Raw genomic sequence first — 20,675 nt, forward strand, 5'->3', positions numbered from 1 at the left:
CCTCTATCGCTCAGCCGGGTATCGAACGAACCGTCGATTACCGGCCAAGTGCGCGGCCGGATCAGGGCGTTGCCCGGAAAAGGTGCAGCGAGCGGCCGGTGAGCAGCACGGTGTCGCTCGGGAGGTGTAGACCGGTGGGGCCGTCGCCGCCCTCGGCGGCGGTGTCGACGACGGTCTCGTAGCGGGTGCTTTCGGCCGTCCACGGGGCCCCGGGCAGGACGAAGGGAAGAGGGCGCGCACCCGCGTTGAGGAGCAACAGGAAGCTGTCGTCGAGCAGTGGACGGCCGTAGGCGTCCCGCTCGGACATGGCGGTTCCCGACAGGAGCATGCCCAGTGATGCGGACGGCGTAAACCAGTCGGTCTCGGTCATGTCCCGGCCAAGCGGGGTGAACCAGAGCAGATCGGGCCGGCCGCCCGGAGAAGCGGCCCGGCCGGAGAAGAACGCCCGCTGTCGGAGCACGGGGTGGCGGCGGCGCAGCCGGACCAGTGCGGCGGTGAACGCGTGGAGGCCGCGCCAGGCCGGGTCGTCCAGCAACGACCAGTCCAGCCAGCTCACTTCGTTGTCCTGGCAGTAGGCGTTGTTGTTGCCGCCCTGGGTGCGGCCGAACTCGTCCCCGGCGGTGAGCATCGGGACGCCGGCGGAGAGTAGCAGGGTGGCGGTGAGGTTGCGCAGTTGGCGGTGGCGCAGTGCGGTGACGGCGGGGTCGGCGCTCGCGCCCTCGGCGCCGTGGTTCCAGGAGCGGTTGTCGTCGGTGCCGTCCCGGTTCCCCTCGCCGTTGGCCTCGTTGTGCTTGCGGTCGTAGGAGACGAGGTCGCGCAGGGTGAAACCGTCGTGCGCGGTAACGTAGTTGACGGACGCGTACGGGCGGCGGCCGGCGTGCTGGTAGAGGTCGGAGGAGCCGGAGAGGCGGTAGCCGAGCTCCCGGACGTCGGGACGGGCGCCGCGCCAGAAGTCCCGTACGGTGTCGCGGTAGCGGTCGTTCCACTCGGCCCACGGGGGCGGGAAGCCGCCCACCCGGTAGCCGCCCGGGCCGACGTCCCAGGGCTCGGCGATCAGCTTCACCCGGCTGAGCAGGGGGTCCTGGGCGATGGCGGTGAGCAGCGGGTGGTCCGTGGTGACCTCGTCGCCGCCGGGGCCGCCGCCGCGGGCGAGGGCGGCGGCGAGGTCGAAGCGGAAGCCGTCGACGCCCATCTCGTGCACCCAGTACCGCAGCGAGTCGGTGATCAGCCGGATCACCGGGGGGCGGCGGGTGTCCAGGGTGTTGCCGCAGCCGGTGTAGTCCGCGTAGCCGCGCGGGCGGTTGGGCGGCAGGCGGTAGTGGCCGGCGTTGTCGACGCCGCGCAGGAACAGTGAGGGGCCCCTCTCGGCGCCCTCGGCGGTGTGGTTGTAGACCACGTCGAGGATCACCTCGATGCCGGCCGCGTGCAGCGCGCGGACCATCCGCTTGAACTCGCCGACCTGGCCGCCGCGCGAGCCGGAGGCGGAGTAGCCGGCGTGCGGGGCGAAGTAGCCGACGGTGTTGTAGCCCCAGTAGTTGACGAGGCCGCGGGACTGGAGGTGGTCCTCGCTGACGTGGTGGTGGACGGGGAGCAGTTCGACCGCGGTGACGCCGAGTCCGGTGAGGTGGGCGAGGGCGGCGGGGTGGGCGAGGCCGGCGTAGGTGCCGCGCAGGGCGGGCGGGACGCCGGGGTGGCGGAGGGTGAAGCCGCGCACGTGCAGCTCGTACAGGACGGTCTCGGCCCAGGGGGTCTTGGGGCGGTGGTCGTCGGACCAGTCGTCGTCGTCCCGGACGACGACGGACCGGGGAACGTACGGGGCCGAGTCGCGGTTGTCCCTGACGGTGTCGGCGACGTCCGCCTCGGGCCAGCCGCGGACGGCGGCGCAGACCGCGTCGTGGGAGGTGTAGGCGCCGTCGACGGCGCGGGCGTAGGGGTCGAGCAGCAGCTTCGCCGGGTTCCACCGGGCGCCGGTCCACGGGTCCCAGCGGCCGTGCACGCGGTAGCCGTAGCGGGTGCCGGGGAGGACGCCGGGGACGAAGCCGTGCCAGGTCTGGGCGTCCTGCTCGGTGAGGCGCAGCCGGGTCTCGCGGCCGTCGTCGTCGAAGAGGCAGAGGTCGACGGCCTCGGCGCCGCCGGCCCAGAGCGCGAAGTTGGTGCCGGGGCGGCCGTCCGGGCCGGGGTGGAAGCGGGCGCCGAGCGGCTGCCGGCTGCCCGGCCACGGCACCGCGCCGCCGGGCTGCGCGCGTACGGCGGTCGCCGACTCCTGCCCTGACGCCATGGCGCTGCCCTCCCTGCCGGGGTGTCCCGGACCCCGTGCGGACTCTCATTCCCTGTTCACACCGGACGGAAGCGGCTGAACACCGTCTTACCGGCAGATGGCGCCCGTGCACACACCCGCGAAGCCCGCCCCGCCGGCCCCCCACCCCGCCCTGCTGCCCCGCCACCCCGGGGCGGAATATGCCGACTGGTCTACAGATTCCTGGGTGTGCGGGCGTGCGGGCGTGCGGGGGAGTGGGAAGTCGGCGGGTCCGACTTTCCAGTCCCGCAGGCCGGCGCGTGCCCGTGGTCGGGGTGGATTATGTCGACCGGTCTACAGATTCCGGGGCGCCCCGGAGCAGGAGGTCGGCGGGTCCGACTTTCCAGTCCCGCGGGCCGGCGCGTGCCCGTGGTCGGGGTGGATTATGTCGACCGGTCTACAGATTCCGGAGTGTGGGGAGAGCGGGAAGTCGGCCGGTCCGACTTCCCACTCCGCTGCGCGTGCGTGCCCGCTGCCCCCGGGGCAAAATATGTCGACCGGTCTACAGATTTTGGCGGGTGCTGGAGTGGGAAGTCGGCGGGGCCGACTTCCTGCTCCGTTGGGGTGGGAGTCGGTCGGTCGGGGCGGCGTGTCCATGGGGGGATCGGCGTCGTTGTGGGGGGTGTTGGACGGCGAGGGTGGGAGGCCCCGGATGTGGGTACGGCGGCTGGCGGCGCTGGGCTGCTGCCTGGCGGTGCTGGCCGGGTGTGCCGGTGGTGGCGACGGTGTGCCGGAGGGCGTGAGCGGGGACGTCGCCCCGACCGGAGGGCCGGCCGACCCGCCGCCGGCGTCCAGGGCGACGATCACCGCCGTACCCGCCGACGACACCCAGAACCTGCCGCCCGAGGGCCCGGTCCGGGTGACGGTCGCCCAGGGCCGGCTGGTCTCCGTCCGGCTCGCCGACACCCGGGGCGGCGAGGTCCCCGGCACGCTCTCCCCGGACGGCACCGGCTGGGCCCCGGACGGCCCGCTGCCGCTGGCCACCGCGTTCACCCTGGACGCCGTCGCCGAGGACGACCAGGGCCTGCGGGCGGTCCAGCACGCCGACTTCTCGACGATGGCCCCCTCGCACACCTTCGTCGCCTTCTTCACCCCCGAGGACGGCTCCACGGTCGGCGTCGGCATGCCGGTCTCGCTGCGGTTCAGCCGTGCGATCACCGACCGCGCCGCGGTCGAACGCGCGATCGCGGTGACCGCCGACCCGCCGGTGGAGGTGGCCGCGCACTGGTTCGGCGGCCAGCGGCTGGACTTCCGCCCCCGCGAGTACTGGCCGGCAGGCACCAGGGTGACGGTCGCGCTGCGGCTCAAGGACGTGCAGGGCGCGCCGGGCGAGTTCGGCACCCAGAGCAAGGACGTCCGGTTCACCGTCGGCCGGGCCCAGGTGTCCACCGTCGACCTGGACGCCCACACCCTCACCGTCCGGGCCGGGCAGGGCGGCCGGACGGTGCGCACGCTCAAGGTGTCGGGCGGGGACGCCAAACACCCGACGTACCGGGGCGCGCTCGTGGTGTCCGAGAAGTACAAGGTCACCCGGATGAACTCGCAGACCGTCGGGATGGGCGACGAGTACGACATCAAGGACGTGCCGCACGCGATGCGGCTGACCAACTCGGGCACCTTCCTGCACGGCAACTACTGGGCGAACCCGTCGGTGTTCGGCACCGCCAACACCAGCCACGGCTGCATCGGCCTGGCCGACGTCAAGGGCGGGGCGAGCGGCGAGACCCCGGCGGGCTGGCTGTTCGAGCACACCATCCCGGGGGACGTGTTCGAGGTGCGGGCCGCGACGGGGGACGTGGTGCCGCCGAACAACGGTCTGAACGGTTGGAACCTCTCCTGGGCGCAGTGGGTGGCCGGGAGCGCCCTCCAGCCCTCCCCGGCGCCGTCCCCGGGCCCGCCGGTGAGCCCGGCTGCGAGTCCGGCTGCGAGTCCGCCCCCGAGCCCGTCCGTGGCCCCCGCCCCGACGCGGTCCCCGACGCCTTCCGCGGTCCCGTCCGCGATCCCCTCCGCGGCCCCTTCGGCGAGCCCGTCCCCGACGGCCGCCCCCTGACGGTCGGGGGCGGACGATCTTCACCCGGGTTCACCGGTAACCTCCCCAGGATTCACCCGTTCGGCCCAGCTATCCTGCTTGCCGCGCCGGAAGCCCGGTGCGAATGATCGCCGGTCCGGTGCAACCCGTCGGGCGAACAGGGCGTCCATCAGGATGAACACCGGGAGGGGAGAAACCGTGAAGCCGGTTAGGGCGGCCGACGCCGCGATACGTACCACCGTCACCCGCCGTCGCGTGCGTCAGAGCGCGGTGGCGTTGGCGATGGGCGGTGTCCTGCTGCTCACCGCGGCGTGCGGCGGCGACGATCACAAGGACACCGGCGGCGGCGACGCGCCCGCGACGGCCGGTGCCAAGGGCGCGGGGGGCTCCGGTGACGGCGGCGCGCCGGCCCCGAGCGCGACCACGCCGAAGACCTCGGCCGCAGTGGTGTCCGTCGAGCCCAAGGACGGCGCCCAGGACGTCGCCCCGGACGCGCTCAAGGTCGGCGTGGCCAACGGCAAGCTCACCGCGGTCGAGGTGACCGACAAGGAGGGCAAGCCGGTCGCGGGCGCCATCAGCGCGGACGGCAGCGGCTGGAAGCCCGACGCCGCGCTGGCCGTCGGCATGGCGTACAAGGTGAACGCCCAGGCCACCGATGCCGAGGGCCTGGTGGCCGCGTCCACCACCTCGTTCACCACGCTGACCCCGGCGAAGAAGGTCTCCACCAACGACAACATCGCCGACAACGGCACGTACGGCGTCGGCATGATCGTCTCGGTGGAGTTCAACAAGGAGATCAAGAACAAGGACGCGGTCGCGCAGGGCATCACCTTCGAGACCAGCAACGGCACGACGGTGAAGGGCCACTGGTTCGGCTCGAAGCGCCTGGACTTCCGCCCCGAGAAGTACTGGGAGCCCGGCACCAAGGTCACCATCAAGTACCGGCTGAAGAACGTCGAGGTCTCCCCGGGCATCTACGGCGACATCGACAAGGACGAGCCGTTCACCATCGGCCGCTCCCAGGTCTCGGTGGCCGACTCCGCCAGCCACCAGATGACGGTGACCAGGTCCGGTGCGAGCCACACCGTGCCGGTGACCCTCGGCGACGAGAAGAACCCCTCCTGGAACGGGACCATGGTGGTCATGTCCAAGGAGAAGGTCACCCGGATGAACTCGGAGACCGTCGGCCTCGGCGCCGAGTACGACATCAAGGACGTACCGCACGCGATGCGGCTGACCAGGTCCGGCACCTTCGTGCACGGCAACTACTGGGCGAACCCGTTCGGCAAGATCAACGCCAGCCACGGCTGCATCTCGATGCAGGACGAGAAGGGCGGCAGCGACAGCTCGGTGGCGGGCAAGTTCTTCAACGACTCGATGATCGGCGACGTCATCGTCATCAAGAACTCCAAGGAGAAGACCGTCGCCCCCGACAACGGCCTGAGCGGCTGGAACGTCGGCTGGGCGAACTGGTAGGCCCCACCCGCCGGTAGGCCCGACGGCCCCGGCGCGGCGACGACCGGCCCGACCCCCTCGTGGGGGCCGGGCCGGTCGCGTTCTCCGGGCAGGTCGTACCCCGGACGGCGCAACCGTTCCGGCGGGCGGTGCGTGTATCTGTCAGACGCCGGAACGCGAGGGAGGGAGCCGACGGTGAGGTCGATACGCACGGTGATGGCCGCCGGTCTGGTCGGGGGAGCGCTGGTCCTGACCAGCGCCTGCGGCGGCGGCAGCGGACCCGGGAACGGAGGCGGGAGCGCGGTCAAGGCGGAGCTCGGCGCGGGCGGGGCCGGGGGGGCCTCGTCGGCGCCGTCCGCAGCGACGGGTGCGCCCGCCACGAGCGCACCCGCCACGAGCACGCCCGCCGCACCCAAGGCCTCGCAGGCCGTGGTGGACATCCAGCCGAAGGCCGGCGCGGTGGACGTCGCCCCGGCCGGTGCGCTCAAGGTCGCCGTCTCCGGCGGCCGCCTGACGACCGTCAAGGTGAGCGACCCGGCCGGCCGGGAGGTGGCCGGCGCCCTCGCCGCCGACGGTTCGAGCTGGACCCCGTCCGGCCCGCTCGCGGTCGGCACCGCCTACCGGGTGAGCGCGCTGGCGGCCGACGCCGGCGGCGTGGTCGCCTCGGCGGACAGCAGCTTCACCACGCTGACGCCCGAGCGCGAGGCGGAGGCGGGCGACAACGTCGACGACGGCGCCACCTACGGCGTCGGCATGATCGTCTCGGTCACCTTCGACCGGGACGTGAAGAACAAGGAGGCGGTGGCGCGGGGCATCACCTTCAGGACCAGCGACGGCACCGCGGTGAAGGGTCACTGGTTCGGCTCGAAGCGCCTGGACTTCCGTCCAGAGAAGTACTGGACCCCGGGCACGAAGGTCACCGTCCAGTACCGGCTGAAGAACGTGGAGATCGCACCGGGCGTCTACGGGGGAGTCGACCGGGACGAGCCCTTCACTATCGGGCGATCCCGGATTTCGACGGTTGACGCCCGGACGCACCTGATGACGGTGGTCGAGGACGGCCGGAGCTCGGTCGTCGAGATCACCTCCGGCGCGCCCGAGCACCCGACCTGGAACGGCACCATGGTCGTGATGTCCAAGGAAGGAGTGGTGCGGATGCGGTCCAGCACTCTGCCCGGGATGACCGGCAAGCCCTACGACCTCCAGGCCCCGCACTCCATGCGGCTCACCACCTCCGGCACCTATCTGCACGGCAACTACTGGAGCGACGCCTTCGGTGAGGACAACGTCAGCCACGGCTGCGTGGGCCTGAAGGACGTCGAGGGCGGCGGCCCGGGCACGTCGGCGGGCAAGTTCTACGACGGGTCGATGGTCGGGGACGTCGTCGCCGTGCAGAACTCCACCCGCGGCCTGGTCGCGCCGGACAACGGCCTCGGCGGCTGGAACCTCGACTGGAGCGCCTGGTGACACCCGGCCCGGTGACACCCGGCGCATAGTGACCCCGACCTGGCCGAACGCGGGTTCGGGTTGCACGCGGCATATGCCGAAACACCCGTGATCGTTTGCTCATTGTCCGTACGCGGCCGCTTGCGTTCCGCAATGATGGACCGCATGGCGGGTTGGGGCGAAACAGATCAGTCATCACTTCCGGGATCCAGCTTGGTTGCTGACGTGTCGTTGGAGCCGTTCAAGGACGCCCTCGCGGCGCTGGAAAGACTCAGCTCCGACGAGCTGGAGCAGTTGTACGTCGGGAGATTGTGCGACCGGGACACGCCGCGCGAGGTGCGGCTGCCGTCCCGGCCGGCGACCGGCCCGTTGGCGCGCCGACTGGTGCTCTCGGCCCTGGAGGCCTGGGACCTCCATCAGCACCTGGAGGTCGGCGAGTTACTCACCAGCGAACTCGTCGCCAACGCGGTGCGGCACGCCGCCGGCCGGACGATCGGACTGCACGTGGTGCGCAAGCCGGGCTGGGTCCGGGTGGAGGTGCGGGACTCCTCGCGGGCACTGCCGTGCATGATCCTGGCCGAGCCGGTGCCCGCCAATGAACGCGGGCGCGGGCTCCAGGTGGTCGACGACCTGGCCGACCGCTGGGGCGCCGACCTGCTGCCGCGCGGCAAGGGCGTCTGGTTCGAGCTGAAGGTCCGCGAGCGGATCTGAGCGCGCGGGATCCGGGCGCTTGGGGCGGCCGTCCGGCCGGGAAAACACGCGGGGCCCCCGACATCACCGTGGTCCGGTGGCTGGGGGCCCCTGCAAGTCATCGCGCCGGCCAAGGGGGTGCGTGCCGCGCGATGGGCGTCGGCCGTGCCAGGTCGGGCCAGCCGAAGTCATCTGCCCACGGCGGTGCGCGTCAGGTTGGTGACGTCCGCCGTCGGACACTTCGACTATCGCATGGATCTCAGCATGTGGGCAAACCGGATGGCTTCGATTTCAAGGTTTGTAACCTAGTTCACCTTGGGAATTTGCATAGGTTCACGCCGCGGCCTGAGATTATTCATGATCGGCACTATCTGCCGGGCTTCCGGGTGGGCTGCCCGGGGCCGGCCGACGGGCGGCGTCGCGGGAAGTCACAGGAACAGCGCGGCCAGGCCCGGGAGCCTGCGCCGCATCTCCTCGTCGTCATCGAAGTCGAAGTCCTCGCCCACGGGCTCGTGCGGGGCGGCGGGGTGGCGGGCCGAGAGCAGTTCGTGCCACTCCTCCTCGTTGCCGTGCACGGCCTCGAACGCCCTCGTCGCCGCGTAGTTCGCCGCCTCGTCGAAGAGGTCCTCCAACTCCTCAGGCTCCCCCGGAAGTCCGGCGAGGCTGTCGGGCGAGGCGAGGACGCGCTCGTACCGGTCCCGGCCGAGGGCGATCACCCCGGTGCGGAAGTCGATGAACGCGTCGTCCGAGCATCCGCCGCCGATGAGGTACCCGGCGGCCCACACGTCCCAGCGGTACAGCGCGTCGTGCAGCGCCGTGAACCGGCGCTCGAACGCGACGACCTCGTCCCGGGACCGCCCGGTCAGCAGTTCGGTCAAACGGTCGGCGAACTCCGGCTCCGACGCGGCCCGGGCGCCGGCGTCCGCGATCAGCGCCCAGAACGCGTCGAGCGGCAGCAGGTCGGGCGAGGGGGATTCCGTGGTCATGGGCCACACCTTCGCAGACGGGTCCGACAGCGGGGCGCTTGACCTCAAGTCGGCTTCAATTTCCACGGTGTTCCCCGGGCCGCCGGTGGACGACCGGTGGCGACTGCCGAGGGGGAACCGTCATGACCAGTGCCGAGACGGCCTCGTTCCCGAGCGCTACCGGTACGCGGCCGTTTCGCACGTCATGGTCGGCGACGCCGCCGCGGTGATCGACTTCCTGTGCGGGCCTTCGGGGCGCGCGAGGACATCCGGATCGAGGCGCCCGGGGGCGGCGTGCCGCACGCGGAGATCGGCATCGGGCGCTCCGTCCTGATGCCGGGGACGTCGCGGACGGCGCGCCGCTCACCGCCCCGTCCGTGCTCGGCGGCACGAGCGTCGTCCTGCACGCCTACGTGCCGGGCGTGGACGCCCTCGCCGAGCGCGCCGCGGCCGCCGGCGCCGAGGTGCTCCAGCCGCCGACGGACATGTTCCACGGCGACCGCACGGCCGTCCTCAAGGACCCCTCGGGCCACGTCCGGGCCTTCCTGACCCACCAGGAGGACCTCACGCCGGACGAACCGCTGTGCCGGGCCTCCGCACGGCGGCTGCCGCCGTGACCACAGTCTTCGCCGCCCGGGCCGCCCGCCGGACGCCGCCGCGGCGGAGGTTTGCCGGCGGGCGGGGGCGGGCCGGACCGCGGGCAGTGGGGTGTCCACCTGCCCGGGGTGCCGTACCGGGGGAGCCGCCGGCTCAGGCGCGCGGGGGCAGGACGTTCTCCGGGAACTGGCCGATGACGTTGCCCGGCGGGCCGTAGTTGCAGACGACGTACGTCTCGTACCAGGTGCTGCCGTGGCCGAAGGCGCGGGCGCAGCCGAGGCGGGTGGAGGACTTCCAGACCACCTGGGTGAACAGGCCGGTGGAGTTGGCGAAACCGGGCCGCTGGTAGTCGTAGTTCCGGTGCTGCCCGTACCAGCTGTCCACGGCCTGGCGGCAGCCGGCCCGGACGGCGGCGCTGTTGCCGAACCAGGACTGGTTCTCCCCGTACGCGGGGTCGAGGCCGTCGTGGCCGCCGGAGAGCCCCTCGTACGTGGAGAGCCGGGCGACCCGGGCCCTGGCGTAGTCCTGGACGGTGGGGTCCAGGGTCAGCGCCGGGACGCCGTGGCGGGCGCGGTACTCGTTGTGGGCACGCAGGCAGTCCTCGGCGAAGGCCTCGTCGGTGGCGTCCGGCAGTGCGGCGCGTGCCGCCGCCGGCCCGGTGCCGGCCGCGCCGACGGCGGCGGCCAGCAGCAGGGTGGTGAGGGTGCGGACGCCGAAGCGGGTGCTGGTCATGCACGTTCCCCCGGGGTTCGTGTGGTGCTGTCCCGGTCACCATGGCACCCTCCGGGGCCCGGGGTGTCCGGGCCCCGGAGGGGTTCACCCGCCCGGGCGAGCGTGCGGCCGGCCCGGTGCGCCGCCGGGGGAACGGGCCGGGGGACGTGCCGGGGGAGGCGTCAGCACTCGATGACGTTGACGGCGAGGCCGCCGCGCGAGGTCTCCTTGTACTTGATCTTCATGTCCGCACCGGTCTCCTTCATGGTCTTGATCGCCTTGTCGAGGGAGACGTGGTGGCGGCCGTCGCCGCGCAGGGCCATCCGGGCGGCGGTGACGGCCTTGACGGAGGCCATGCCGTTGCGCTCGATGCAGGGGATCTGGACCAGGCCGCCGACCGGGTCGCAGGTGAGGCCGAGGTTGTGCTCGATGCCGATCTCGGCGGCGTTCTCGACCTGCTCGGGGCTGCCTCCGAGGACCTCGGCGAGGCCGCCGGCGGCCATCGAGCAGGCGGAGCCGACCTCGCCCTGGCAGCCGACCTCGGCGCCGGAGATCGAGGCGTTCTCCTTGAAGAGCATGCCGATCGCGCCCGCGGCGAGGAGGAAGCGGACGATGCCGTCCTCGTCGGCGCCCGGGATGAAGTTCAGGTAGTAGTGCAGGACGGCGGGGATGATGCCGGCCGCGCCGTTGGTCGGGGCGGTGACCACCCGGCGGCCGGAGGCGTTCTCCTCGTTGACCGCCATCGCGTAGAGGGTCACCCACTCCATCGCGTTGGCCGGACCGATGCCCTCGGCGCGCAGCGCGCGGGCGGCCGCGGCGGCGCGGCGGCGCACCTTGAGGCCGCCGGGGAGTATGCCCTCGCGGGACATGCCGGCCCGGACGCACTCCTGCATGACCCGCCAGATCTCCAGCAGCCCGGCGCGGATCTCCTCCTCGGTGCGCCAGGCCTTCTCGTTCTCCAGCATCAGGCCGGAGATGGACAGGCCGGTCTCCCGGGTGAGGCGCAGCAGCTCCTCGCCGGTGCGGAAGGGGTACTTCAGCGCGGTGTCGTCGGGCTTGACCCGGTCCGCGCCGATGGCGTCCTCGTCGACGACGAAGCCGCCGCCGACCGAGTAGTAGGTCTTCTCCAGCGCGGTGGAGCCGTCGGCCCGGAAGGCCCACAGGGTCATGCCGTTCGCGTGGTACGGCAGCGAGCGGCGCCGGTGCAGCACCAGCTGGCTGTCCGGGTCGAAGTCGATGGCGTGGACGCCGAGCAGGTTGATCCGCTTCTCGGCGGTGATCCGCTCGACGTCGCGGTCGGCCTGGTCGACGTCGACCGTGCGCGGGGAGTGGTTCTCCAGGCCCAGCAGCACCGCCTTCGGGGTGCCGTGGCCGTGGCCGGTGGCGCCCAGCGAGCCGTAGAGCTCGGCGCGGACGGCCGTCACCTCGGTCAGCAGGCCCTCCGACTTCAGGCGGCGGGCGAACATCCGGGCGGCGCGCATCGGGCCGACCGTATGGGAACTGGACGGACCGATGCCGATGGAGAAGAGGTCGAAGACGCTGATGGCCACGGAGGGACGTCCTTGTCTGGTCTCGTGGGTGGTGCCGGCAGGGAGGGAGGACGGCGGTGGCGGGAGGGGCGCGGTCGGCGGCTGACACGGGACGGGGCACCGCGCGCACTCTCCAGTGTGCGCGGTGCCCCGGAATCCCCGGTGTCCGGACGGCGTGAGCCCGGTCACCGGCCGCCGAACGGGAGGACCTACAGGTTCGGGTAGAGCGGGTACTTCTCGGTCAGGGCGGTGACCCGGGCCTTCAGCGCCTCGGCGGTGCCCTCGTCGAAGGCCGGCTTCAGGGCCTCGGCGATGATGTCGGCGACCTCGCGGAAGTCCTCGGCCTGGAAGCCGCGGGTGGCGAGCGCCGGGGTGCCGATCCGCAGGCCGGAGGTGACCATCGGCGGGCGCGGGTCGTTCGGGATGGCGTTGCGGTTGACGGTGATGCCGACCTCGTGCAGCCGGTCCTCGGCCTGCTGGCCGTCGAGCTGGCTGTTGCGCAGGTCGACCAGGACGAGGTGGACGTCGGTGCCGCCGGACAGCACGGAGACGCCGGCCTCGGTGACGTCGGCCTGCAGCAGGCGCTCGGCGAGGATCCGGGCGCCGTCCAGGGTGCGCTGCTGGCGCTCCTTGAACTCCTCCGAGGCGGCGACCTTGAAGGCGACGGCCTTGCCGGCGATGACGTGCTCCAGCGGGCCGCCCTGCTGGCCGGGGAAGACCGCGGAGTTGATCTTCTTGGCGTGCTCGGCCTTGGAGAGGATGACGCCGCCGCGCGGGCCGCCCAGGGTCTTGTGGGTGGTGGTGGTGACCACGTCCGCGAACGGCACCGGGTTGGGGTGCAGGCCCGCGGCGACCAGGCCGGCGAAGTGGGCCATGTCGACCATCAGCAGCGCGCCGACCTCGTCGGCGATCCGGCGGAACTCGGCGAAGTCGAGCTGGCGCGGGTAGGCGGACCAGCCGGCGATGATCAGCTGCGGCCGGTGCTCCTTGGCGAGGCGCTCGACCTCCGCCATGTCGACCTGGCTGCTCTTGCCGTCCACGTGGTACGGCACCACGTTGTAGAGCTTGCCGGAGAAGTTGATCTTCATGCCGTGGGTCAGGTGGCCGCCGTGGGCCAGGTTCAGGCCCAGGATGGTGTCGCCCGGCTTGATCAGCGCGAACATCGCGGCGGCGTTGGCCTGCGCGCCGGAGTGCGGCTGGACGTTGGCGTGCTCGGCGCCGAACAGGGCCTTGATCCGGTCGATCGCGATCTGCTCGACCACGTCGACGTGCTCGCAGCCGCCGTAGTAGCGGCGGCCGGGGTAGCCCTCGGCGTACTTGTTGGTCAGCACCGAGCCCTGGGCCTCCATGACCGCCACCGGGGCGAAGTTCTCGGAGGCGATCATCTCCAGGGTGGTCTGCTGGCGGTGCAGCTCGGCGTCGACCGCGGCGGCGATCTCCGGGTCGAGGGCGTGCAGGGACTGGTTCAGAACCGTCATGGTGGGGTCTTCCCGGGAGGAGAGGGGGAGGAGGGCCGGGCGCGGGGCGGCCGCGGTGCGGCGGCCGCCCCGGCGCTGGCTCAGGCCGAGGGGTTGGTGAGCGCGGTGTACTCGTCGGCGGTCAGCACCGGGCCGGTCGACTCGACGCGGACCTTGAACAGCCAGCCACCCTCGAACGGCTCGCCGTTGACCAGGCTGTTGTCGTTCTTGACGTCCTCGTTGACCTCGGTGACCTCACCGGTCACCGGGGAGAACAGGTCGCTGACCGACTTGGTCGACTCCAGCTCGCCACAGGTCTCGCCGGCGGTCACGGTGGCGCCCACCTCGGGGAGCTCCACGTAGACGATGTCACCGAGGGCGTCGGCGGCGTGCTGGGTGATGCCGATCGTGGATACACCGTCGGCGTCGGCGGCGGTCAGCCACTCGTGCTCCTCGGTGTACTGCAGGTGCTGGGGGTTGGTGCTCATGGCGTCATTCTCCAGGATGGGAAGCGGGTACGACGAAGCGGCCCGGCGCGCGGACGTTCCTCGCGGGGGAAAGCGGGGGAAACAGGTGGGGAAGGGTCAGCGGGCGCGCTTGTAGAACGGCAGCGCCACGACCTGGACCGGCTCGTGCTTGCCGCGCACGTCCACCGCGACGGTGGAGCCGGGGGTGGCGTGGGCCGCGTCCACGTAGGCCATCGCGATCGGCTTCTCCAGGGTGGGGGAGGGCGCGCCGGAGGTGATCCGGCCGATCGGCTCGCCGTCGGCGGAGACCACGGTGTACTCGGCGCGCGGCACCCGCTTGCCCTCGGAGACCAGGCCGACCAGCACCCGCGGCGGGTTGGCCTCGGCCTCGGCGGCGGCCCGCTCCAGGGCCTTGCGGCCGACGAAGGCGCCCTCGTTGGTGGTCTTGTCGAAGCGCACGACCCGGCCCAGGCCCGCGTCGAACGGGGTCAGGTCGGTGGACAGCTCGTGGCCGTACAGCGGCATGCCGGCCTCCAGGCGCAGCGTGTCGCGGCAGGACAGGCCGCAGGGGATCAGGCCGCGGTCGGCGCCTGCCTCGGTCAGCGCCCGCCAGATCTGCTCGGCGTCGCCCGGGTTGCAGAAGATCTCGAAGCCGTCCTCGCCGGTGTAGCCGGTGCGGGCGAGCAGCACGTCGCGGCCGGCCACCTGGGCCGGGAGGATCGCGTAGTACTTCAGGCCGGGCAGGTCGGCCTCGGTGGTGCCGGCCAGGATCGCGGTGGACTCCGGGCCCTGGACGGCGATCAGCGCGTAGGCGTCGCGGTCGTCGGAGACCACCGCGTTGTAGCCCTTGGCCCGGGCGATCAGCTCGTCCAGCACCAGCTGGGCGTTGGAGGCGTTGGCGACGACCAGGAAGGCGTCCTCGCGCAGGCGGTAGACGATCAGGTCGTCCAGGATGCCGCCGTCCTCGGCGCAGATCATCGTGTAGCGGGCGCGCAGCTCGCCGAGCGCGGAGACGAAGCCGACCAGGGCGTGGTCCAGCATCTCGCCGGCCTGCGGGCCGGTGATGGTGATCTCGCCCATGTGGGAGAGGTCGAACAGACCCGCCTTGGTGCGGACGGCGAGGTGCTCCTCGCGCTCGCTGCCGTAGCGCAGCGGCATGTCCCAGCCGGCGAAGTCGGTCATGGTGGCGCCGAGGGCGCGATGCAGCGCGTCGAGCGCGGTGAGGCGGAGGGACGACATGGCCAGGAACTCCTCGGTCGGGGCACTCAGGGGTGCGCGCGCCGGGGCCGACCCTGCTCAGGGGCGGTGGACCCTGCGCGCGGGCATGCGGCGGCTGGGTCTCCCCATCTGTCGTCGAACCTGAGAGCTTCACCGTCCACCTGCCCTGCAAGGGACAGCATGGCGGCTTGCACCGTGGGTGGGCGGACGGCAGGGCCGTGCGCCGCTTTCCAGATGTGCCTAACCCGTGCGGTAGGGGTGCCTGAGAGATTCCGGGGAGGACTTGCTCCTTCGGCGCCGGCTGGGCCTCCTGACGGGGGCGCTCCGGACTCTCCCGCGCGGGTTCGAGCGGCCGGTATGGAGTTGGAGGGGCCTGGGTGGATGCCACCGCAGACGCGCACATCATGGCACGTCCGCACGGATGAGGGGAGGGGGGACTCCCTCACGTCCGGCCTGGCAGCCCGGCGCGGGGGGCCGAAACGCTAGGCTGCGGGCATCGGAGAGCAGAGGACGGTACGGCGGCGGATGGGGTACCCGGTGGAGCAGCAAGGGTGGGGCGGGCCGGAGTCGGCGCCGCCGGGCGGCGCGTGGCCGGCCAACGAGCTGGAGCAGGTGCTCACCGCCGCGCTCGGCGACCCGGGTGCCACCCCCCGGGTGATCGAGGTGCTGGCGCGCAGCCAGGTGTGGATCCCGCTGCCGTCGGGCGGCGACCCGCAGGGGGGATCGCTGGACCTGCCGACGATCGAACTGGCCGGCGACCCCTATGTCCCGGTGTTCTCCTCCCAGGAGGTGTTCCTCCAGCAGGCGCCGGGGATGGCCTTCGCGGTCGCCCCGGTCTGGGAGTTCGCCCGCGGCCTGCCGCTGGGCGTGGGCATCGCGGTCAACCCCGAGGCGGCGGTGGGCATCCCGGTGCCGCCGGAGGGCGTGGCGGAGCTGCGCCGCGGGCCGCGCGAGGACCGCTGGGACGGCGACCCGGACGCGCCGCAGGGCGGCCGGGTGGCGCTGCGCGAGCCGGTGCCGGGGGAGGACCCGGAGGCGTTCCTGGCCGCCTGCCGCGGCGAACTCGCCGCGCTGCCGGGAGTGCTGACCGCGCGGCGGGCGCTGGCGAGCGTCGAGGGCGAGCCGACCGTGATGTTCGTGGGCGTCCAGCTGGATCCGCTGGCCCCGGCCGACCCGGTTGCGGTGAACGGGGCATTGGGGCGGGCGCTGGGAACCGCGCCGCTGCCCGGCGGCGTCCACCTCGTACTGCTCGACCTCGCGGACGATCCGGTGGTCGACTGGTTGGTGAACCGGGTCGCGCCGTTCTACGTGCGGGGCTGATCCGGCCTCCGGCCGTCCCCCCGGCATCCGCCGGACGGGGTGCGGGCGGGGTGGCGGTGCGAACCCTGGCACGTCGGCGTGGCGGCGGTCGGCGGCCGCCCCATAGGGTTCGTGCTGACGGCCGCCGGGCCGCCGGTGACGGACGAGGAACGAAGAAGCGCAGCGAGGTGGGCGCATGAGTGCGGGATCGGTAGCTGGCGGTGCACCGGGGCCCTGGGGCCAGGCGCCCACCGGACGCCCGGATCCGGGCGCGCTGGAGCGCGCGCTGCGCGAGGTGGCGCCGGAGCGTTACGAGGCCTACGAGACGATGCTGCACGCGCTCGCCGAGGGCCGGGTCTGGATGCTGCTCTGGCACGGCACGCCGGGCAGTGCGGACGCCCAGTACGGGAACATGGAGATCAGCGGCCACGGGTACGCGCCGGCCGTCACCTCGCCCGAGCAGCTGGCGGCGTCCGGCTGGGCGCGGGCGCACGAGGTGATCTCCGGGCGGGAGATCGCGGCCTCGCTGTACCGGACCCGGTGGGGGCTCTGGCTGAACCCGCACGCCCCGGGCGGCGGGGTGGGCGTGCCGTGGGCGGACCTGCGGCGGGTCGCCGCCGGGCTGGACCGGCTGCCGGCCGGGCCGCTGAAGCTGAGCGAGCCCCAGGTGCCGGCGCAGCAGTTCTTCGCGCTGCTGGAGCGGCAGGCGGTCGAGGTGCGCGCGGTGAAGGCGCTGCGCCGGGCCTGGGTGCGCCCGTCGGTGGGCGAACCGTACCTGGCCATCGGCCTTGACCTGTACGAGAGTTCGCCGCCCACCGTGGAGGCCGTGCGGGCGCTGATGCAGCGCGCGATCGCGGTCGCGCCGGAGGGGCTCGCGGTCTCGACGGTGGCCATGGCGGACGAGTACGACCCGGTGGCGCTGTGGATGCGGGCCAACGCACGCCCGTTCTACGACCGGGAGGCGGCCGGGCACGGCCGACCGCAGACGGGTCCGTACCCGCCGGTGCCTCCGCCGCCGTACGCCTCGCAGCAGGGGCCGGCCCAGGGGCAGGGCTTCGGCTACGGCACGCATCCGCCGGCCCAGGGCTGGCCGGGGCAGCAGCCGCCGCCGCAGCAGCCGTGGCCCGGCTACCCCGGTCGCTGACCGGGCGGAGGCGCCAAACATCATTCACCGGAACCGGCTTGACGTCATGTCAGGCCGGTTTCGGTGTTTTTCCGGACGTTCTCTGCGAAGTGCCAGGCGGCCATCTTGACATGGCTGTTACAGCTGTGTGAAGAGGGATATGCCGAAGATCGTGGAGGTGCATGCGGACAGATCACAGTTGGGCATCTGTCGGTTGTCAGGGCTGGCGCAAGCCAGTTCGGATGGCAGAGAGTTCTGCAACAGCCGCCGCGCGTGGTTGGCGCCTCACAAAGGCGAACGCGCTGACGGACCGCATGATCCACGTGAAGCCCATCCCGCGTGGCAGCAGTACTGAGCACGTCGTACCGCTGGGAAACAGTCCCGCACCCGCACCTCACGTACGTCCGCACCCAAGCACGTCCGCACCAGCCGAGCCGCCGATCCCGGCGTCCGGCACCCGTGGGCCGGCCACCGTCGGCGAGGGGACCGAACTGACCATGACCGCACCCATCAAGACCGCCGGGAAGGCGCCGGGGGCAGACGCCGCCGCGAGCCCGGCGAAGAAGATCGAGGGCCGCTCGCTCGGCCAGATCGCCTGGACCCGCTTCAAGCGCGACAAGGCCGCCGTCATCGGCGGTGTCGTGGTGATCCTGCTGATCCTGCTCGCCGTACTGGCCAAGCCGATCGAGTCGGTCTTCGGCCTGGACCCCGACGCCCTCCACCAGGACCTGCTGGACGCCGACCTCGGCGGCCTGCCGAGGGGCGACTGGGGCGGCATGAGCTGGGACCACCCGCTCGGCATCGACCCGCTGCAGGGCCGTGACCTGCTCACCCGCGTCATCGAGGGCTCCTGGGTCTCCCTGCTGGTCGCCTTCGGCGCGACCGTGATCTCCAACACCATCGGCGTGGTGCTCGGCATCATGGCCGGCTACTACGGCGGCTGGGTGGACACCCTGATCAGCCGGGTGATGGACGTCTTCCTCGCCTTCCCGCTGCTGCTCTTCGCCATCGCGATCTCCACCTCGCTGCAGGGCGGCGCGTTCGGACTGCACGGCCTCCCGCTGCACATCATGGTGCTGATCTTCGTGATCGGCTTCTTCAACTGGCCCTACATCGGCCGGATCGTGCGCGGGCAGACCATCTCGCTGCGCGAGCGCGAGTTCGTCTACGCGGCCCGCAGCCTCGGCGCCCGGGGGCCGTTCATCCTGTTCAAGGAACTGCTGCCCAACCTGGTCGGTCCGATCCTGGTCTACGCGACCCTGCTGATCCCGACCAACATCCTCTTCGAGGCCGGGCTGAGCTTCCTCGGCGTCGGCATCCAGCCTCCGCAGGCCTCCTGGGGCGGAATGCTCCAGGACGCGATCCGGTACTACCAGGTGGACCCCCAGTACATGGTGGTCCCCGGTCTGGCGATCTTCATCACCGTGCTCGCCTTCAACCTGCTCGGCGACGGGCTGCGTGACGCCCTCGATCCCAAGAGCAACTGACCAAGCGTCAGGATCCCTCGTTCGGCCAACACTTCCTCAAGGGGTTGATCTCACCCATGCGTAGGTCCCGTACCGTCGCGCTGACCGCCGCGGCCGCGGCCGCGGTCCTGGTCGTCACCGGCTGCTCGTCGGGCTCCAAGAGCGACGACACCAAGTCCACCGCCTCCGGCACCGAGGCCGCCGGCGGCTCCGGGGCCAACGCGGCCACCAAGGGCATCGTCAACGCCTCGGACAAGAAGGGCGGGACGGTCACCTTCGAGATGAGGGGCACCCCGGACTCGCTCGACCCGGGCAACACGTACTACGCGTACATCTACAACTTCGCGCGCCTGTACGGCCGTCCGCTCACCACCTTCGCCCCGGGCCCCGGCCCGGCCGGCGCCAAGATCGTCCCGGACCTCGCCGAGTCGCTCGGCCAGGTCAGCCCGGACGGCCTGACCTGGACGTACAAGCTGCGCAAGGGCCTGAAGTTCGACGACGGCACCCCGATCACCTCGAAGGACGTCAAGTACGCCGTCGAGCGCTCCAACTTCGCGCCGGAGGTCAACTCCAACGGCCCGACGTACTTCAAGGAGCTACTGGTCGACAACGAGACGCCGTACGCGGGTCCGTACAAGGACAAGACCGGCGACCTGAAGTCGATCGAGACGCCCGACGACACCACGATCGTCTTCCACCTGAAGCACGCCTTCGCCGACTTCGACTACCTGGTCAGCGCCCCGCAGACGGCCCCGGTCCCGCAGGCCAAGGACACCGGCGCCGAGTACGTCAAGAAGATCGTCTCCTCCGGCTCCTTCAAGTTCGAGTCCTACGAGGACGGCAAGCAGGCCGTCCTGGTCCCGAACCCCAACTGGGACGCGAGCACCGACCCGATCCGCAAGCAGCTGCCGGACAAGATCGTGCTGCGGATGAACATCGACCAGGCCACCATCGACAAGGACCTGCTGGCCGGCAACGCCCAGGTCGACCTGGTGGGCGGCGGCGTCGACCCGCAGACCCAGGCGCAGATCCTGCAGAACCCGAAGCTCAAGGCCAGCACCGACAACGCCTACGGCGGCCGCCTGGTCTACATGGCGATCAACACCGAGGTCGCGCCGTTCGACAACATCGAGTGCCGCAAGGCCGTCCAGTACGCGGTCGACAAGGTCTCGGTGCAGACCGCGCTCGGCGGCCCGGTCCGCGGCCAGATCGCCAACACCGTGCTCCCGCCGGACATCCCGGGCCACCAGGACTTCAACCTGTGGGAGACCAAGGACAACAAGGGCGACGAGGCCAAGGCCAAGGAGGCCCTGAAGGCCTGCGGCAAGGACAGCATCAACACCGTGCTCTCCGCCCGCACCGAGCGCGCCACCGAGGTCGCCGCCGCCACCTCGATCCAGGCCGCGCTGAAGAAGGTCGGCATCAACGCCGAGATCCAGCAGTTCCCGCAGGGCAAGTACCTGACCGACAGCGCGGGCGCCCCGGCGTTCGCCAAGGAGCACAACATCGGCCTGATGATGATGCAGTGGGGCGCCGACTGGCCGACCGGCTACGGCTTCCTGCAGCAGATCGTCGACGGCCGGGCGATCAAGGCCGCCGGCAACAGCAACCTGGCCTCGCTGAACGACCCCGCGGTCAACAAGCTGCTCGACGACGCCGCCGTCAACCCGGACCAGGCGGCCCGCGAGAAGATCTACGGCGAGATCGACCGGAAGGTCATGGAGCAGGCGGTCTACGTCCCGCTGACCGACTTCAAGGTCTTCCTGTACCGCCCGGACAACGCCACCAACCTCGTGTCCACGTCGGCCTTCTCGGGTGAGTACGACTACCTGAACATCGGCACCACCAAGTAAGAGCCTGGCTCCGCATCCCTGAAGGCAGGTGAAGGCAGCGGCGCCCGCCGCCGTCCGGAGGATCCCGGACGGCG

The 20,675-nt window shown here is 71.9% G+C and carries 16 protein-coding genes and 1 riboswitch; of the genes, 9 read left to right on the plus strand and 7 right to left on the minus strand.

What is annotated here, in order from left to right; genetic code table 11:
* Positions 1-61 precede the first annotated feature (61 nt).
* Complete coding sequence (gene glgX / locus ACFZBX_RS26695; protein WP_391536317.1) at positions 62-2,278, minus strand: glycogen debranching protein GlgX; 2,217 nt, start codon at positions 2,276-2,278, stop codon at positions 62-64.
* Between the two features lie 670 nt (positions 2,279-2,948).
* Here glgX and ACFZBX_RS26700 point away from each other — a divergent pair.
* The 4 genes from ACFZBX_RS26700 to ACFZBX_RS26715 all read left to right on the plus strand — a co-directional run bounded on the left by ACFZBX_RS26700 (position 2,949) and on the right by ACFZBX_RS26715 (position 7,937).
* On the plus strand, positions 2,949-4,346 hold the full coding sequence (locus ACFZBX_RS26700; RefSeq protein ID WP_391536318.1) for an Ig-like domain-containing protein: 1,398 nt from the start codon (positions 2,949-2,951) through the stop codon (positions 4,344-4,346).
* A 234-nt stretch (positions 4,347-4,580) separates the two neighbouring features.
* Positions 4,581-5,801 carry an Ig-like domain-containing protein gene (locus ACFZBX_RS26705; RefSeq protein ID WP_391536319.1) on the plus strand — a complete coding sequence of 407 codons (1,221 nt, stop codon included), beginning with the start codon at positions 4,581-4,583 and terminating at the stop codon, positions 5,799-5,801.
* Positions 5,802-5,975: 174 nt separating this feature from the next.
* Complete coding sequence (locus ACFZBX_RS26710; RefSeq protein ID WP_391536320.1) at positions 5,976-7,247, plus strand: Ig-like domain-containing protein; 1,272 nt, start codon at positions 5,976-5,978, stop codon at positions 7,245-7,247.
* Between the two features lie 192 nt (positions 7,248-7,439).
* Positions 7,440-7,937, plus strand: coding sequence for an ATP-binding protein (locus ACFZBX_RS26715; protein ID WP_391536321.1), 498 nt, complete (start codon positions 7,440-7,442; stop codon positions 7,935-7,937).
* A gap of 407 nt (positions 7,938-8,344) precedes the next feature.
* On the opposite strand, the gene ACFZBX_RS26720 is transcribed toward ACFZBX_RS26715, so the two are convergent.
* The gene (locus ACFZBX_RS26720; protein ID WP_391536322.1) at positions 8,345-8,902 is read right to left on the minus strand and encodes a DUF4240 domain-containing protein; all 558 of its coding nucleotides are present in this window, start codon (positions 8,900-8,902) and stop codon (positions 8,345-8,347) included.
* A gap of 356 nt (positions 8,903-9,258) precedes the next feature.
* Here ACFZBX_RS26720 and ACFZBX_RS26725 point away from each other — a divergent pair, with 356 nt between their 5' ends.
* The gene (locus tag ACFZBX_RS26725) at positions 9,259-9,498 is read left to right on the plus strand and encodes a VOC family protein (protein WP_391536323.1); all 240 of its coding nucleotides are present in this window, start codon (positions 9,259-9,261) and stop codon (positions 9,496-9,498) included.
* A 133-nt stretch (positions 9,499-9,631) separates the two neighbouring features.
* Here the strand turns inward: ACFZBX_RS26725 and ACFZBX_RS26730 are convergent, their stop codons facing one another.
* From ACFZBX_RS26730 to gcvT, 5 genes are all read right to left on the minus strand, one after another.
* Positions 9,632-10,210, minus strand: coding sequence for a CAP family protein (locus tag ACFZBX_RS26730; RefSeq protein ID WP_391536324.1), 579 nt, complete (start codon positions 10,208-10,210; stop codon positions 9,632-9,634).
* Between the two features lie 161 nt (positions 10,211-10,371).
* Entirely contained in the window at positions 10,372-11,739 is a 1,368-nt protein-coding gene (locus ACFZBX_RS26735) for an L-serine ammonia-lyase (RefSeq protein ID WP_391536325.1), read from the minus strand.
* Positions 11,740-11,927: 188 nt separating this feature from the next.
* A complete protein-coding gene (gene glyA, locus ACFZBX_RS26740) occupies positions 11,928-13,196 on the minus strand; it encodes a serine hydroxymethyltransferase (protein ID WP_391536326.1) in 1,269 nt (422 codons plus the stop codon).
* A gap of 80 nt (positions 13,197-13,276) precedes the next feature.
* Positions 13,277-13,663, minus strand: a complete 387-nt coding sequence (gcvH, locus tag ACFZBX_RS26745) for a glycine cleavage system protein GcvH (RefSeq protein ID WP_391536327.1) — start codon at positions 13,661-13,663, stop codon at positions 13,277-13,279.
* A 96-nt stretch (positions 13,664-13,759) separates the two neighbouring features.
* Positions 13,760-14,881, minus strand: coding sequence for a glycine cleavage system aminomethyltransferase GcvT (gene gcvT / locus ACFZBX_RS26750; protein WP_391536328.1), 1,122 nt, complete (start codon positions 14,879-14,881; stop codon positions 13,760-13,762).
* A gap of 219 nt (positions 14,882-15,100) precedes the next feature.
* A riboswitch (glycine riboswitch) is annotated at positions 15,101-15,207 on the minus strand.
* Between the two features lie 190 nt (positions 15,208-15,397).
* On the opposite strand from gcvT, the gene ACFZBX_RS26755 reads away from it, so the two are divergent.
* The 4 genes from ACFZBX_RS26755 (at position 15,398) to ACFZBX_RS26770 (ending at position 20,601) form a co-directional block, all read left to right on the plus strand.
* Positions 15,398-16,180, plus strand: a complete 783-nt coding sequence (locus ACFZBX_RS26755) for an enhanced serine sensitivity protein SseB (protein ID WP_391536329.1) — start codon at positions 15,398-15,400, stop codon at positions 16,178-16,180.
* Between the two features lie 175 nt (positions 16,181-16,355).
* On the plus strand, positions 16,356-17,303 hold the full coding sequence (locus ACFZBX_RS26760) for an enhanced serine sensitivity protein SseB C-terminal domain-containing protein (protein ID WP_391536330.1): 948 nt from the start codon (positions 16,356-16,358) through the stop codon (positions 17,301-17,303).
* Between the two features lie 476 nt (positions 17,304-17,779).
* The gene (locus ACFZBX_RS26765) at positions 17,780-18,769 is read left to right on the plus strand and encodes an ABC transporter permease (RefSeq protein ID WP_391536331.1); all 990 of its coding nucleotides are present in this window, start codon (positions 17,780-17,782) and stop codon (positions 18,767-18,769) included.
* 56 nt (positions 18,770-18,825) lie between these two features.
* Complete coding sequence (locus ACFZBX_RS26770) at positions 18,826-20,601, plus strand: ABC transporter substrate-binding protein (protein ID WP_391536332.1); 1,776 nt, start codon at positions 18,826-18,828, stop codon at positions 20,599-20,601.
* Positions 20,602-20,675 lie beyond the last annotated feature (74 nt).

The organism is Kitasatospora sp. NPDC008115 (assembly GCF_042957205.1).
In the GTDB taxonomy this organism is placed as follows: domain Bacteria; phylum Actinomycetota; class Actinomycetes; order Streptomycetales; family Streptomycetaceae; genus Kitasatospora.

Excerpts from the sequence above, each read along its gene's own strand:
- glgX (WP_391536317.1), bottom strand. The coding sequence starts at position 2,278 with ATGGCGTCAGGGCAGGAGTCGGCGACCGCCGTACGCGCGCAGCCCGGC.
- ACFZBX_RS26700 (WP_391536318.1), top strand. The coding sequence starts at position 2,949 with ATGTGGGTACGGCGGCTGGCGGCGCTGGGCTGCTGCCTGGCGGTGCTG.
- ACFZBX_RS26720 (WP_391536322.1), bottom strand. The coding sequence starts at position 8,902 with ATGACCACGGAATCCCCCTCGCCCGACCTGCTGCCGCTCGACGCGTTC.
- ACFZBX_RS26730 (WP_391536324.1), bottom strand. The coding sequence starts at position 10,210 with ATGACCAGCACCCGCTTCGGCGTCCGCACCCTCACCACCCTGCTGCTG.
- glyA (WP_391536326.1), bottom strand. The coding sequence starts at position 13,196 with ATGACGGTTCTGAACCAGTCCCTGCACGCCCTCGACCCGGAGATCGCC.
- gcvH (WP_391536327.1), bottom strand. The coding sequence starts at position 13,663 with ATGAGCACCAACCCCCAGCACCTGCAGTACACCGAGGAGCACGAGTGG.
- gcvT (WP_391536328.1), bottom strand. The coding sequence starts at position 14,881 with ATGTCGTCCCTCCGCCTCACCGCGCTCGACGCGCTGCATCGCGCCCTC.
- ACFZBX_RS26760 (WP_391536330.1), top strand. The coding sequence starts at position 16,356 with ATGAGTGCGGGATCGGTAGCTGGCGGTGCACCGGGGCCCTGGGGCCAG.
- ACFZBX_RS26765 (WP_391536331.1), top strand. The coding sequence starts at position 17,780 with ATGACCGCACCCATCAAGACCGCCGGGAAGGCGCCGGGGGCAGACGCC.
- ACFZBX_RS26770 (WP_391536332.1), top strand. The coding sequence starts at position 18,826 with ATGCGTAGGTCCCGTACCGTCGCGCTGACCGCCGCGGCCGCGGCCGCG.